Below are 14,122 nucleotides of genomic sequence, written 5' to 3' on the forward strand. Positions count from 1 at the left end.
TCGCCAGATTATCTTCGAAAGACGGTGATATCTTGCTTGTTACAGGTTCCATCTATCTGGAAATACATCTAAGTCGCACACGCTATGACCTCAACAAATGACATCCGCCGCGGTTTTCTCGACTATTTTGGTAACGCCCAGCATGAGGTAGTGCAGTCCGCACCCCTCGTGCCGTATAATGATCCTACGTTGATGTTCGTCAACGCAGGGATGGTACCGTTCAAAAATGTTTTTACCGGCCTTGAAAGCCGGGAAATCCCGCGGGCGGCGTCGAGCCAAAAGTGCGTTCGCGCCGGGGGCAAGCATAATGACCTCGATAATGTCGGCTATACGGCCCGTCACCACACCTTCTTTGAAATGTTGGGCAACTTCTCCTTTGGGGATTATTTCAAGGAACAAGCAATTGTTCATGCCTGGACATTGCTGACTAAGATTTGGGGACTTGATCCGAACCGGCTGACGACCACCGTTTATCATACGGATGACGAAGCGTTCGACCTGTGGCGCAAGATTGCAGGGCTACCCGAAGACAGAATCATTCGCATCGCGACCAACGATAATTTCTGGTCGATGGGCGATACTGGTCCTTGCGGACCCTGTAGCGAGATTTTCTACGATCATGGCGACCATATTTTTGGTGGGCCACCAGGAAGCCCGGACGAGGATGGCGACCGATTTGTCGAAATCTGGAACCTCGTATTCATGCAGTTCGAACGGCATGATGATGGCAGCCAGACAGACCTTCCTAAGCCTTCGATCGATACCGGCATGGGCCTTGAACGCATTGCGGCGGTTTTGCAGGGCGTTCATGACAACTACGATACCGATACGTTCAAGGCGCTGATCGCAGCATCTCAGGAATTGACGGGAACCAAGGCCGAAGGCGAACAGATGGCCAGCCATCGCGTCATTGCCGACCATCTTCGTTCGACCAGCTTTTTGCTGGCGGATGGGGTTATGCCATCCAACGAAGGGCGCGGTTATGTTCTGCGTCGCATCATGCGTCGCGCCATGCGCCATGCGCATATACTTGGGGCGAAAGAGCCACTGATGCACAGGCTTGTCGGAAATCTGGTTTCCGAAATGGGCGCTGCCTATCCCGAGCTGGTCCGTGCCCAGCAGTTGATTGAGGCAACGCTAAATCAGGAAGAAACCCAGTTTCGCCGCACTCTCGATAAAGGTTTGAAGCTGCTGGATGAGGCGACTTCGGGAATGCAGCCTGGGGATACGCTTGCTGGCGAAACGGCGTTCAAGCTCTATGACACTTACGGATTCCCATATGATTTGACCGAAGACGCGCTACGGACGCAAGGCTTTGGTATTGATGCAGATGGTTTCGACGCCGCAATGACCGCGCAGAAGGAACGTGCGCGAGCCGCTTGGAAAGGTTCCGGTGCCAAGGCATCGGACGATGTCTGGTTCGATATTGCTGAACGAGTCGGTTCGACCGAATTCACAGGATATACGGCCAGCGAAGGCGAAGGTCAGGTGCTCGCCTTGGTCAATGACGGGATTGAGGTTCAGTCGGCCGTCGCAAATGACACCGTCACAGTTATCACCAACCAGACACCCTTTTACGGTGAGAGTGGTGGCCAGATGGGAGACGCGGGGACCATCACAGGGGCGAATATGAAAGGCGAGGTCACCGATACGGCCAAGCCATTAGGAAGGCTACATGCGCATCAAGTCACTTTGACGTCGGGCGAAATCAAAGTTGGTGATGTCGTTACCCTGAAAATCGATACAAAACGTCGCGATGCCCTGCGCGCGAACCATAGTGCGACCCATCTTCTCCACGCCGCCTTACGGAACAGTTTAGGCGGCCACGTGACACAAAAGGGTAGTCTCGTCGCGCCAGACCGATTGCGTTTTGACTTCTCACATAATCAGGCCGTCACTGCCGAAGAAATTGCGCAGATTGAATCGGACGTGAATGCCCAGATACGGGGGAATCGCGCCGTCACCACGCGCCTCATGACTCCCGATGATGCCGTAGCGGCAGGTGCGCTTGCCTTATTTGGCGAAAAATATGGTGACGAGGTGCGTGTTCTCAGCATGGGTGACACGGAAGGTTCAACCTATTCGGTCGAACTGTGCGGTGGCACGCACGTTAACGCGCTTGGCGATATTGCTTTGTTCACCATCCTTTCCGAAGGGGCGGTTGCCAGTGGTATCCGACGGATCGAGGCGTTAACCGGCGAAGCGGCACGGCAACATTTGGCAGGACGCGAGGGCCAGCTGAAAGATGTCGCCGCTCTTTTGAAAACAGCACCTGATGAAGTAATGGCTCGGGTTGAAACCCTGCTTGCCGACCGTAAACGGCTTGAGAAGGAATTGGGCGAGGCAAAGACGGCGCTCGCACTTTCAGGTGGCTCTGGACCCAAAGCCGAAGCTGAAGATGTCAACGGTGTTTCCTTCATGGGCCAAATCATCAATGGCATTGAACCCAAGGCGCTCCGCGGTTTGGCTGATGACCAGATGAAAGCCATAGGAACTGGCGTTGTGGCAATTGTGGCCGCTAACGAGACGAGTAACACCGTTGTCGTAGCAGTGTCGGCCGAATTGCACGGGAAAATAACCGCGCCAGATCTTGTCCGTGCGGCGACGTCCGCTATGGGCGGGCAGGGCGGTGGTGGTCGTCCGGACATGGCCCAAGGTGGCGGTCCAGCCGGAGCAGATCAGGCAAAAGCAGGGATTGAAGCGATAAAAACGGCATTGAAAGCTTAGCTTCTTTCGGTTGTGCGCAGCTTCAATGTGGGCGCTTTTTCCAATCCGCCTTGCTCCATGATGATACGGCGGAATTCGTCTCGTTTATCGTGGATAGATGCGATCACAAAGCCCATCGGAATGCCGAGATCGACAAGGACCGCCTCCGACAGTTGGAGTGAACTTTCCAACGTTTCCGGCACGGCATCCGAGACACCGGCACGATAAAGTTCGGCTGCATGATCGGCGTCGCGGGCGCGAGATATGATTGTCAATTCTGGAAAATCAGTCCGCACACGCTTAACAATGCGTGCTGCCAAGACAGGTTCATCCATTGTGATGATCAGTGCTTTTGCATTCGCAATGTCGAGCTTTTCCAGAACTTCGGGGCGGGAAACATCGCCAAACATGACTTCGTAACCGCGCCGCCGTGCCGATGTCACCGCGTCGATATTGGCTTCAACAGCTACATAAGGAAGGTCATGCTTATTCAGCATATCCGCGATCAGCATCCCGACACGTCCAAAACCGACAATGATCGCCCGCTCAACTTGGGAAGCAGCGACCGCTGGAGGTGGTTCGCTTTCACGCAATTCAATGCGTTTAGCCATGTCGTGACCGATCCGAGCGAGAATAGGTGTGATGGTGAGACCAATCGCCGTTGCGGCCTGCCAAAATGTCGCAGTTTCAGCGCTGATCAATTGTGCGGCGCTGGCAGCGGCTAATACGATCAGTGTCGTTTCTGAAGGACTGGACATCAGCAGCCCGGTTTCCGTCGCCGTACCAGTGCGCGCGCCAGCGATTTTTAAAAGACCACCCGTAACGAAGGCTTTCACAAGGATTATTCCTGACACAGCCGCCGCAAGCAGGGACCAGTTTTCGCGAATGAAATTGAGGTCAATCTGCATCCCAATGGTAATCAGGAACACGCCAAGAGCGAGGCCTTTAAATGGGGCGATAATGACCTCTACCTCATGTCGATAGTCGGTTTCGGCGATCAACAATCCGGCAATGAGTGCTCCGAAAATGGGAGAGAGGCCAACAGCGCTGGTGGCAAGGCTGGCGATAATGACGACCAGTAAGCTAGCCGCCAAAAACAGTTCAGGGCTCTTTGTACGCGCCGCCTGACCGAAAAGATAAGGTAACAGAAAACGACCCAAGATCAGCATTAGGCCTACGACAAGCGCACCCTCTACCAAAACGGTGAACAACCCGCTCCATGATCCTCCTGTAGCTTGCGGTGCCAATGCACCGAGAATGAAGATGATGGGTACAATTGCCAGATCTTCAAAAAGAAGCATGCCGAGTGCACGTCGGCCAACGGCTGACTGCGTACCTGCAATTGGTACCACGAGCGCGGTTGATGATAATGCCAAGGCAAGACCAAGGCCTATGGCACTCCCCCAGTTGTAATCGAGAAACGACAGCCCAAGTGCAATAAGCAGACTACTTGTAAACAGCTCAGCGGGTCCGAGGACGAAGACCATGCGCCGCATTTTCCATAACCGGCGGAACGATAGTTCCAATCCAATGGTGAACAGCAGTAGGATGATGCCATAGTCCCCTATGGGACTTATTTCTTCGATATCTGATATAGTTATCCAGCGCAGCCATGGAAATTGCGCGGCCAAAGAACCGAGGCCAAATGGTCCGACCAAGACACCGACGAGCAGGAATCCTACAATCGGATTTATTCGGACGCGGGCAAAAGCGGGTATAACGACCCCTGCGGCGCCCAGTATGACCAGTGCGTTGCTGAGACCTTCGGTTTGGAGTTCACCTGCCATGGCAATCTATTACGCACATGCAGCACGTAAAGGGAAGGGCACCCTCAAACAAAAAGGCGCAGAAATCTCGTTCTGCGCCTTTTGATATTCTATCGGGAAGTTAGCTTACTGCCAGCTACCCATCTTGTTTTCGAGATTAACCCGAACTTGTTCGAAAAACTGTTCGGTTGTCATCCAAGCCTGATCTGGGCCAATGAGAATGGCAAGATCCTTTGTCATGTGGCCATCTTCGACAGTCTGAATGCAGACTTCTTCCAAAGTTTCTGCAAAGCGAGTTACTTCGGGGGTTTCGTCGAACTTTCCACGGAACTTTAGACCACCGGTCCAGGCGAAAATGGAGGCAATCGGGTTTGTAGAAGTCGCCTTTCCTTGCTGATGCTGGCGATAGTGGCGCGTAACGGTTCCATGGGCTGCCTCGGCTTCCACCGTTTTCCCATCGGGAGTCATCAGGATTGAGGTCATCAGCCCGAGCGAACCGAAACCTTGTGCTACCTGATCGGATTGCACGTCACCGTCATAGTTTTTGCATGCCCAGATGAATTTACCAGACCATTTGAGGGCAGATGCAACCATGTCGTCAATCAAACGATGTTCATAAACGATACCCAGTTCTTTGAACTTCGCTTCAAATTCGGTTTCGTATACCTCTTGGAAGATATCCTTAAATCGACCATCATATGCCTTGAGGATCGTATTCTTGGTCGAAAGATACACGGGCCATTTACGTCCGATGCCGTAATTCAGAGACGCCCTTGCAAAATCACGGATGGAGTCATCCAAATTGTACATGGCCATGGCGACGCCTGAGGATGGAAAGCGGAAGACTTCTTCGTCAATAGTACGGCCATCATCGCCATCCCAAACCAGACGTAAAGTGCCCGGGCCGGGAACGAGATAATCGGTCGCACGATATTGGTCTCCAAAGGCATGACGTCCAACGACAATTGGATCAGTCCAACCGGGAATCAACCGAGGTACGTTCTGAATGACGATCGGCTCACGGAAAACAACGCCGCCAAGTATGTTGCGGATTGTCCCGTTTGGCGATTTCCACATCTTTTTGAGATTAAATTCTTCAACCCGTGCTTCGTCAGGCGTGATCGTCGCGCACTTTACGCCAACGCCATATTCACGGATTGCGTTAGCCGAGTCGACTGTAATGCGGTCATCGGTTTCGTCGCGCTTCTCAACGCCAAGATCATAATATTTCAGATCAATATCAAGGTAAGGCAGGATGAGTCGTTCGCGTATCCATTCCCAGATGATGCGGGTCATTTCGTCGCCATCAAGTTCGACGACCGGATTTTTCACCTTGATTTTTGCCATGGCAGGAAGTGCTTTCCATTGGGAAGGTTGGTTGTTCGAGCGGTGCCATAGCAAAGTCTGGCATATGTTCAACTGCGCTTTGCCAAGTAAGAAGGCGAACGTAAACGCACCTAACGGTTGTAACATGGCGTACATTGCCCTAGCTAATGGGGATGAGCAGACAAGAACTGACAAACCGGGGTACCGGGGTCGCAAAATGGTCGTTTCCTCCCGTTCATCCAGAAGGCCGCAAATTTGGCCTTATTGCGGGCGGTCTAACTTTATTCTTCGCCTTCATGGCGTGGGAGACACTTGCTTGGCCTATGGCGGGTGTGACGATTTGGACGCTGGCCTTTTTTCGCGATCCTGCGCGCGCGACGCCCACCGATGACCGTTTTGTGGTGTCGCCTGCAGACGGATTGGTCACCCTTATTGAGCGAGTAACTCCGCCCCCTGAATTAGGTGGTCCGGACGGCCTCGGCGATCAGCCGATGACAAGAGTTTCTATATTTATGAGTGTGTTTGACGTCCACATCAACCGGACACCCATTCGTGGGACGATTAAGCGCGTTGTTTACATTGCCGGTAAGTTTTTGAATGCGGACCTTGATAAGGCCAGCGAGGAAAATGAGCGGCAGCATTTCCTTGTAGAGCGCAGTGACGGCGTTCGTATAGGATTTACCCAAATCGCAGGGCTTGTGGCACGCCGGATCGTTGCGTTTGTCAAAGAAGGAGACAGTGTTGCCAACGGTCAGCGTGTCGGCCTCATCCGTTTCGGCAGCCGGGTTGATGTCTACTTGCCAAATGGCACAGCATCGCGGGTTATAAAGGGACAGCGGTGCGTGGCTGGTGAAACAGTGATCGCCGAACTTGGGGTGGATCAAGACCTTATCGCGGTCGCGCATTGATGGAAACTGGAAGTACCCGTCCTGGTATCTCGTTGAGGGCTTTGGCACCCAACGCGGTTACAGCTATTGCTTTGTGCACAGGGCTTTCCGGTGCTTGGTTCGCGCTTCAGGGGCGCTGGGAAAATGCTGTCGCTGCTATCGTTGTGGCCGGCGTTCTTGACGCTATGGACGGACGAATAGCCCGCATGCTGAAGGGTGAAAGTCGATTTGGCGCAGAACTTGACTCCCTTTCTGATGTGATCGCCTTCGGTGCTACGCCTGCGCTCATCATTTATATGTGGGTCATGCAAGACATGCCGCGTTTCGGTTGGACGATTTCTGTCTTTTTTGTCCTTTGCGCCGCGCTTCGACTGGCTCGGTTCAATGCGCGGATCGATACAGAGGATCAGCCTCACAAATCCGCTGGCTTTAACACGGGAGTGCCATCTCCTCCTGGAGCAGGACTCGCGCTGCTGCCGATGATTATCTGGTTTGAAACCGGTGCGGAATGGGTGCGTGATTACCGGATTATTGCACCTTGGTTGCTCATTGTTGCGGTCCTGATGATTTCTAATGTCGCAACCTATAGCTGGTCATCACTAAAAGTCCGTCCGAGTTTCCGCTTCATGGCAATTGCGGGCATTGGACTCTTCGCCGCAACTTTGGTTGCTGCGCCTTGGGTCGCCTTGATTGCTGCAAGTGTAGTTTATGCTTTGCTCATCCCGCTGAGTATCGTGAGCTATTCCAAGGTGAAACGCGCTCGCAAAGCGGCATTAATCGCCGCTTGACCTGCTCGGCCTTCGGGCTATGTTCCTAATTCGTTCTGGACTGGGGAAATGAATTGGAGCCATTGTTAATCGCCGTCGTCGGTATAGTGGCATTGTTGCTGGGGTTGGCCATTGGCTGGTTTGCTGGTGGCCGCAGCGTTAGCGGCGGAGCTGAAACCGTGGCATCCATGCGTCTAAGTCTGGATAGCGTCATCGCCGAGCGCGACGAAGCACGCATCAAACTGGCACAGGTTGAAACAGCACTGACGGAGCGGGAGCGTGCATTTGAAGATCAGCTGACGGCCATGGCGGAAGCCAAAGAAATTCTTGCCGGTCAGTTTTCCGAAATAAGCCAAAAGTTGTTACACGAGGCGCAGTCCCGCTTTTTGCAACGAGCGGATGAACGGTTCAAGGAATCGGAGACTGTGGCCGGACAGAGATTGAGCGCTCTTTTGCAGCCGGTACATGACCGGCTCGAGAAGTATGAGACTGCCGTTGGCAAGGTGGAGGCTGAACGGCGTGAAGCGTTTGGAAATCTGCATGGCCTGATGGAATCGATGCGTGTGAGCACCGAGGCGGTCAAAACCGAAGCGCAACGATTGGGCAATTCTTTGCGGAATGCACCGAAAGCCCGGGGGCGTTGGGGCGAGCAACAGTTACGCAATGTGCTGGAAAGTTGTGGTCTGTCCGAACATGCGGATTTCCAGACTGAAGTATCCATGGAAGGAAGCGAAGGGCGTCTGCGTCCAGATGTCATTTTGCGCGTACCTGGCGGACGTAACCTTGTCATTGACGCAAAGGTGTCATTGAACGCCTATCAGGATGCGTTTGAAGCGGGCGATGAGTATGGCCGCGAAAACTCTCTCGCCGCGCATGCCGCAGCGATGAAAAGTCACGTCAATTCGCTTGGCCAAAAAGCTTATCAGGATCAGTTCGAAGACACGCCGGATTACGTGATAATGTTCGTACCCGGCGAACATTTTCTGGCGGCGGCCTTGGAAAAGGATCCCGATCTTTGGGATTTTGCGTTCAGCAAGCGGGTTCTGCTGGCCACGCCGACCAATCTCATTGCTATCGCACGCACAGTTGCTGCGGTGTGGAAACAGGAAAAGATGGCCGGTCAGGCTCGCGAAATTGCCGAGCTTGGCAAAGAACTTTACGCCCGCTTGACAACAATGGGGGCGCATGTGGGGCGGATGGGCAAAAATCTCGATACCGCAGTGTCCGCCTATAACGCTTTGGTCGGAAGTCTTGAGTCGCAAGTTCTGACACAGGCGAAGCGTTTCGAAGATTTGAGCATTGATACCGGCGGGAAATCGATCGAAATGCTCCCCGTCGTAGATCAGACGACGAGGCCTATGGTTAAACTGGTTGAATCTGCGCCGAAGAATGAGGATGCGGCATAACTGTTAGCCATTACGCCGGAACTGGTTCAATACTTCGTAGGCCATCACCGCAGTCGCAATCGCTGCATTCAAACTGTCCGCTTTGCCACGCATTGGCATTTTGACACGAAGATCACATTCATCTTCATATTCCGCCGGCAATCCCTGGGCCTCATTCCCTGTCAAAATGAAGCAAGGCGCGGCATAATTCGCGGCTTGGTAATCAATATCGGTGCGCAGGCTGGTGCCAACCAATTGACCTTCGCCCTTGCGTAACCAGGAAATAAACACCTCCCAGCGGCACAGCACCACCTTCTGCGTAAATATCGCACCCATGCTGGCACGCACAGCTTCGACCGAGAAGGGATCGGTACAATCGTCAATTAAGATCAAGCCGCCCGCGCCGACAGCATCACCAGTCCGCAGCATCGTGCCGAGGTTCCCGGGATCGCGCATAGCCTGCGCGACCAGCCAGATTGGCGCAGTAGCGCGATCAATATCCTCTAGAGCAGTCGCGTGATCCCGATACACACCCACGATTGCTTGCGTGTTATCTTTACCGGAGAGCTTTGCCATGATTTCGGCGCTGGTTTCGATAACATCGCCACCTGCGGCCAGTACGGCCGACTCAAGGGCAATTTCGAGCGCGTGGACTTCACGGTCTTTCACACGGAACAGCATTTCCGGAAGAAAACCTGCATCACGCGCCTCGGTCATGATCCGCAAGCCTTCGGCAAGGAATAGCCCTGCGCGCTTGCGTAATTTCTTTTCCCTTAGCCCGCGAACTTCTTTCAAAAGGGGATTGGAAAATCCTGTAATTTCACGGCGCATCAGTCTTCGCCGAAACCGTCAACCACCAGTCCAACGAGCTTCCCAAGGGCCATTTCGGCCTGCTCACCTTCGACATGCACCGTGATTTCGCTACCTTTTGCGGCACCCAGCATCATGAGGCCCATTATGGATGTGCCGGTCACGCACTGGCCATCTTTCTCAACTTCTACTTTCAGACCTTCGGGAAGACGGCTGACAAATGTAACAAATTTTGCGCTGGCCCGTGCATGCAGGCCCTTCTGGTTTACAATAGTGACCTGACGGCTAAGCCTGCTCACGCGATGCCTCCAAAACCTCGGACGCAACGCTGATATATTTTCTTCCAGCCTCACGCGCCGCGGCAACGGCTTCCCGCACGTCCATATTCTTGCGTGCACTGTCCAGGCGAATGAGCATGGGCAGGTTTACACCCGCTATCACTTCCACGCTGCCGGCATCCAATAGTGAAATCGACAGATTGGACGGCGTTCCGCCAAAAAGGTCAGTCAGGATGATGACACCTTTTCCATCGTCGACCTGCTTAATCGCTGTTGCAATTTCCTTGCGACGGCCTTCCATGTCGTCCCGTGGTCCTATGCATACCGTCGCAATATTTTTTTGCGGGCCGACAACATGTTCAAGCGCGACGAGAAATTCCTCGGCCAGCCTGCCGTGTGTGACCAAAATCAATCCGATCATTTGCGTTCGCTACCCCGTTTAGTCTTTTTCGTTTTGGCGCCGTTAGCAGGCCCTTCCAGCGCGTCAATTGCTCTTGACGTCAGATTACGATGAACCACCGTGGGCGAAAATCCTTCCTCGCGCAACCATTTGCCGAACTGTTCGGCAACATGTACCGACCTGTGACGCCCGCCGGTGCAGCCAAAAGCGATATTGACATATGCCTTACCCTGCGCATCGTAGAGGGGAAGCAGGTAGGAAAGCAGGTCGCGAATTTTACGCATAGCCTCATCATAGGTGGGGTCCGCCTCCACATATTCGGAGACCGCAGCGTCCAGCCCTGTCAGGGGTCGCAATTGATTATCCCAATGGGGATTCCGTAAAAATCGCAAATCGAAAACGAGATCCACATTGTGAGGAACCCCGCGGGAAAAACCGAAACTCGTGATCGTAATGATGGAATGCGGCGTTACTTCGCTGTTGAAGCGGACGCGAATGTCATTCTGCAAATCGTGCGCCGACATCTTGCTCGTGTCGATCACTGTTTCAGCCCAACGCCGGAGTGGCTCCATCATCATACGCTCTTGGGCGATTCCGTCCATCGCGGGACGGTCCTGCGCCATTGGATGACGTCGCCGTGTTTCTGAATAGCGGCGCTCGATTTCGGTCCCGGCGCAATCCAGAAACAACGTCATCACGTTCAGATCGGGATTTTTCTGCAATTGTTTTATCTGGCGGATAAGTTTGTCGGCTTTGAAACCGCGGGTACGGCTGTCGAAACCCAAGGCAAGTGGTATGGACGGGTCGGACCGACCGCCAGAAGCTGGGATGTCAAGCAATGGACCGGCGAGGCGGATAGGAAAATTATCCACTGCTTCCCATCCCAAATCTTCCAACGTTTTAAGAACAGTTGTCTTGCCGGCACCTGATAACCCGGTGACGAGCAAAATAGTCTGAACTTTAGGCGTGGATTTGCGGGTCAATCGTTCCGGCTTTCCTGGGTCAATTCGGGCGTTGATGCCATTGGCTGGGTGCCAGCGTCAATCACCATGCGCAAGGCATATTCAACCTTTATGGGCGCGCTGGCCTCGAAGGGGGCAATCTTTGCCGATGGTACCGAAAAACCGGCAACATCTATGCTTTCTGCGTGGGCGGGCAGGCGGTCCTTTGGCGGCACCAATTCTACCGCGAGCCGGAGTGGGGCATGTGTAACATGGGCGACCTTCACGACCCCGATCCCCCGAACCTCCATTTGCCCCTCTATATTTGGCACAGCGCAGAGTTCCGGTCCTTCGGCACCGGGTTTAACCGACACAGCATCATCGCTTATCAAGAGCGCGCCCCGATCGATGAGACGAAGCGCCAGATCGGATTTTCCAGCAGCGGAAGGGCCAAGCAGCAATATGCCAAACCCATCAATAGAAACAGCGGTCGCGTGAACTAATGTGGCTGTCATTGGCTGGACGCGGCAGCACAGGGCAGGGCAATTTCAAAGCAGGCACCGCCCTTGCCATCGACGCGATCTCGAACAGAAATCCGACCATGATGTCCCTCTATAATTGTTCGAGCGATCGCAAGCCCGAGACCGCTGTGTTTTCCAAAATTTTCTGACGCCGGACGTTCACTGTGGAAACGGCGAAAGATCGCTTCACGGTCCTGAACTGGAACGCCGGGACCTTCATCACTGATCCGGATAACAACCTCGTCATCGGCGAGCGTTGCGGAAATCTCCACAACCGATCCGGGTGGCGAGAAAGACACAGCATTATCGATAAGATTGGTCAGCATCCGCTCCAGTCGAACATCTTCGCCCATGACAGTGGCAATTGTCTTACGCGGACGCGCAAAGGCAATGTGTACGTCGCCATCGCTGGCGCGATCTTCACGCGCTTGCAAAAGTTGTTCTATCATATCGCCCAGATCGATCGGTTCGAACTTCGCCTTAGCAAGTTGCGAATCGACGCGACTTGCATCGGATATGTCGCTGATCAGGCGGTCCATGCGCTGGACGTCCGCCTTAGCGACATCCATCAGCTGCTTGCGTAAGGCGGGGTCTTCGATCCGCTCGGCTCCATCAAGTGCCGAACGTAATGATGCAAGAGGGTTTTTAATTTCGTGCGCGACATCCGCGGCAAAGGCTTCGGTCGCGTCAATTCGCTGTCTCAGGGCAATGCTCATGTCGGACAAGGCGCGTGCCAGCATTCCGATTTCATCACGCCGCGACGGCAGCCTGGGTACGGTCACTTCCTGCGCACGGCCCAACCGCACCTTTACTGCTGCACGTGCCAAGTGGCGCAATGGACGCACGATGGTACGCGCCAAAAAAATCGAGAGCAGAACGCCAATCCCTAGTGCGAGGAGGAAGAACATTCCGATCTTGAATCGTTCTGCACGTACAAACAGTCGGATATCGCGCTCATTTGCGGTTGTTAGAACTGAAAAGGAACCCGACGGAGAAACCGCACCGGCGCTAATCATATGGGTCAGATCGGGAGCGAACCGGGCCATTGACGACGGTTTGCCCAGCTTGGCGCTGGCCAGTTCGCTCCATGCGCGACCGGTATCGATCTCAGGTTCTACATAAGGTTTGAGTTCCGGCGCGCCGACCAGAAAATCGACCACCTTATCGATCCCGCGTGCAGCGACTTTTCGCCACGGCTCCTTATCCGGGTCGCGAAAAACATAGGATGGCGGTCCGAGTTGAAAACTGTCGAACAATTTGACGCCGTTGCTGTCATAGAGCCGAATGCGGGAGGAGTTCCGTGCACCGAAGGCTGAAATATACGCCCCCTTTTTTTCGGGGCTGACCAAAGCCAAGCTTTCGACAAGAAACTCTGCTTGGGTTCGCGCGGCTGTCTCACGTTCCGCGATCAGCCTTACACGGTAACTATCGAGAAAAAACAGGCCGGCCCCTAAAAGGGCAAGGACGAACAAGTTAACCGCCATTATCCGGGCGGTTAGCGATAACCCCCGGCTCCAACCCAACTGCAAGTCAGCGGGTTCAGCTGTCGGCGAAGCGATATCCGGCCCCATAAAGTGTATCGATAGCGGCAAAATCGGGGTCAACCTCCCGGAATTTCCGCCGCAGGCGTTTGATATGGCTGTCGATGGTTCGGTCATCGACATATACATCATCTTGATAAGCCGCGTCCATTAACTGGTCGCGTGTCCGGACAACGCCCGGCCGGTTGGCCAAAGCCTCCAAAATCATAAACTCGGTTACTGTCAATGTTACGGACTTGCCGTCCCATTTCACATGATGCCGCGCAGGATCCATTTCCAGTCGCCCGCGGATCATCGGTTCAGGTTCGTCCGTCGATTCACCGTTTGCCAATGGCCGGTCATAGGTCGCACGCCGCAAAATTGCTTTTACCCTGGCAATAAGCAGCCGTTGCGAGAATGGCTTGGTGATATAGTCATCGGCCCCCATAGCCAAACCCAAGGCTTCATCCAGTTCTTCATCCTTTGAAGTGAGGAAGATAACTGGCATATCGCTTTTTTCACGCAATCGGCGCAAAAGCTCGAGACCATCCATTCGGGGCATCTTTATATCAAAAATTCCCAAATCGGCCGGATTTTCCAAAATTGCCTTCAACGCGCTTTCCCCATCGGGGTAAAGGCGTGTCACATAACCCTCGGCCTGCATCGCAATAGACACGGATGTCAGGATATTTCGGTCATCATCCACAAGGGCGATTGTTGCGCTCATGACCTGCCTATAGGGATGACAATGCGCAGGTTCAATCCATAGCATTTGACGTTGTCTTTTGTCTCGGCTACCGGCGCGGAAGCATTAG

The 14,122-nt window shown here is 53.8% G+C and carries 13 protein-coding genes; 4 read left to right on the forward strand and 9 right to left on the reverse strand.

Translation table 11 applies throughout. The annotated features are described in order from the left end of the window. The first annotated feature begins 84 nt into the window (after positions 1–84). Positions 85–2,727 carry an alanine--tRNA ligase gene (gene alaS, locus FOM92_RS02675; RefSeq protein ID WP_143775238.1) on the forward strand — a complete coding sequence of 881 codons (2,643 nt, stop codon included), beginning with the start codon at positions 85–87 and terminating at the stop codon, positions 2,725–2,727. On the opposite strand, the gene FOM92_RS02680 is transcribed toward alaS, so the two are convergent. Further along, positions 2,724–4,493: a cation:proton antiporter domain-containing protein gene (locus FOM92_RS02680; protein ID WP_143775239.1), complete on the reverse strand. Its 1,770-nt coding sequence runs from the start codon at positions 4,491–4,493 to the stop codon at positions 2,724–2,726. The two genes, alaS and FOM92_RS02680, sit on opposite strands and share 4 nt — an antisense overlap. 105 nt (positions 4,494–4,598) lie before the next feature. Next, positions 4,599–5,819: an NADP-dependent isocitrate dehydrogenase gene (locus FOM92_RS02685; RefSeq protein WP_143775240.1), complete on the reverse strand. Its 1,221-nt coding sequence runs from the start codon at positions 5,817–5,819 to the stop codon at positions 4,599–4,601. A gap of 152 nt (positions 5,820–5,971) precedes the next feature. Between FOM92_RS02685 and FOM92_RS02690 the strand changes: the two genes are divergently transcribed. From FOM92_RS02690 to FOM92_RS02700, 3 genes are read left to right on the forward strand one after another with little or no spacing between them, the layout of a single operon-like run. Further along, positions 5,972–6,706: a phosphatidylserine decarboxylase gene (locus FOM92_RS02690; RefSeq protein WP_143775241.1), complete on the forward strand. Its 735-nt coding sequence runs from the start codon at positions 5,972–5,974 to the stop codon at positions 6,704–6,706. Then, positions 6,706–7,473: a CDP-alcohol phosphatidyltransferase family protein gene (locus tag FOM92_RS02695; protein WP_143775242.1), complete on the forward strand. Its 768-nt coding sequence runs from the start codon at positions 6,706–6,708 to the stop codon at positions 7,471–7,473. The genes FOM92_RS02690 and FOM92_RS02695 overlap by 1 nt, the downstream gene beginning before the upstream one ends. Positions 7,474–7,526: 53 nt before the next feature. After that, positions 7,527–8,858, forward strand: coding sequence for a DNA recombination protein RmuC (locus tag FOM92_RS02700; RefSeq protein WP_246087130.1), 1,332 nt, complete (start codon positions 7,527–7,529; stop codon positions 8,856–8,858). Positions 8,859–8,861: 3 nt separating this feature from the next. Here the strand turns inward: FOM92_RS02700 and FOM92_RS02705 are convergent, their stop codons facing one another. From FOM92_RS02705 to FOM92_RS02735, 7 genes are read right to left on the reverse strand one after another with little or no spacing between them, the layout of a single operon-like run. Continuing rightward, a complete protein-coding gene (locus FOM92_RS02705; protein ID WP_143775243.1) occupies positions 8,862–9,668 on the reverse strand; it encodes a TrmH family RNA methyltransferase in 807 nt (268 codons plus the stop codon). Next, a complete protein-coding gene (locus tag FOM92_RS02710; protein ID WP_143775244.1) occupies positions 9,668–9,946 on the reverse strand; it encodes an HPr family phosphocarrier protein in 279 nt (92 codons plus the stop codon). The genes FOM92_RS02705 and FOM92_RS02710 overlap by 1 nt, the downstream gene beginning before the upstream one ends. Continuing rightward, positions 9,933–10,346 carry a PTS sugar transporter subunit IIA gene (locus tag FOM92_RS02715; protein WP_143775245.1) on the reverse strand — a complete coding sequence of 138 codons (414 nt, stop codon included), beginning with the start codon at positions 10,344–10,346 and terminating at the stop codon, positions 9,933–9,935. Before FOM92_RS02715 ends, FOM92_RS02710 begins: the two co-directional genes overlap by 14 nt. After that, positions 10,343–11,308: an RNase adapter RapZ gene (rapZ, locus tag FOM92_RS02720; RefSeq protein ID WP_143775246.1), complete on the reverse strand. Its 966-nt coding sequence runs from the start codon at positions 11,306–11,308 to the stop codon at positions 10,343–10,345. Before rapZ ends, FOM92_RS02715 begins: the two co-directional genes overlap by 4 nt. Beyond that, positions 11,305–11,781 (reverse strand): HPr kinase/phosphorylase, encoded by a 477-nt coding sequence (locus FOM92_RS02725; protein ID WP_143775247.1) that lies wholly within the window; start codon positions 11,779–11,781, stop codon positions 11,305–11,307. The genes rapZ and FOM92_RS02725 overlap by 4 nt, the downstream gene beginning before the upstream one ends. Then, the gene (locus tag FOM92_RS02730) at positions 11,778–13,358 is read right to left on the reverse strand and encodes a sensor histidine kinase (protein ID WP_143775248.1); all 1,581 of its coding nucleotides are present in this window, start codon (positions 13,356–13,358) and stop codon (positions 11,778–11,780) included. Before FOM92_RS02730 ends, FOM92_RS02725 begins: the two co-directional genes overlap by 4 nt. Next, positions 13,327–14,034, reverse strand: a complete 708-nt coding sequence (locus FOM92_RS02735; RefSeq protein ID WP_143775249.1) for a response regulator transcription factor — start codon at positions 14,032–14,034, stop codon at positions 13,327–13,329. The genes FOM92_RS02730 and FOM92_RS02735 overlap by 32 nt, the downstream gene beginning before the upstream one ends. Between the last annotated feature and the right edge of the window lie 88 nt (positions 14,035–14,122).

Source organism: Sphingorhabdus contaminans, assembly GCF_007280415.1.
GTDB classification, from domain to species: domain Bacteria; phylum Pseudomonadota; class Alphaproteobacteria; order Sphingomonadales; family Sphingomonadaceae; genus Sphingorhabdus_B; species Sphingorhabdus_B contaminans.

Bases quoted from the DNA above. Each gene is read 5' to 3' on its own strand.
- alaS (WP_143775238.1), top strand. From the start codon at position 85: ATGACCTCAACAAATGACATCCGCCGCGGTTTTCTCGACTATTTTGGT.
- FOM92_RS02680 (WP_143775239.1), bottom strand. From the start codon at position 4,493: ATGGCAGGTGAACTCCAAACCGAAGGTCTCAGCAACGCACTGGTCATA.
- FOM92_RS02715 (WP_143775245.1), bottom strand. From the start codon at position 10,346: ATGATCGGATTGATTTTGGTCACACACGGCAGGCTGGCCGAGGAATTT.
- FOM92_RS02690 (WP_143775241.1), top strand. From the start codon at position 5,972: ATGAGCAGACAAGAACTGACAAACCGGGGTACCGGGGTCGCAAAATGG.
- FOM92_RS02705 (WP_143775243.1), bottom strand. From the start codon at position 9,668: ATGCGCCGTGAAATTACAGGATTTTCCAATCCCCTTTTGAAAGAAGTT.
- FOM92_RS02730 (WP_143775248.1), bottom strand. From the start codon at position 13,358: ATGGGGCCGGATATCGCTTCGCCGACAGCTGAACCCGCTGACTTGCAG.
- FOM92_RS02735 (WP_143775249.1), bottom strand. From the start codon at position 14,034: ATGAGCGCAACAATCGCCCTTGTGGATGATGACCGAAATATCCTGACA.
- FOM92_RS02685 (WP_143775240.1), bottom strand. From the start codon at position 5,819: ATGGCAAAAATCAAGGTGAAAAATCCGGTCGTCGAACTTGATGGCGAC.
- FOM92_RS02695 (WP_143775242.1), top strand. From the start codon at position 6,706: ATGGAAACTGGAAGTACCCGTCCTGGTATCTCGTTGAGGGCTTTGGCA.
- FOM92_RS02725 (WP_143775247.1), bottom strand. From the start codon at position 11,781: ATGACAGCCACATTAGTTCACGCGACCGCTGTTTCTATTGATGGGTTT.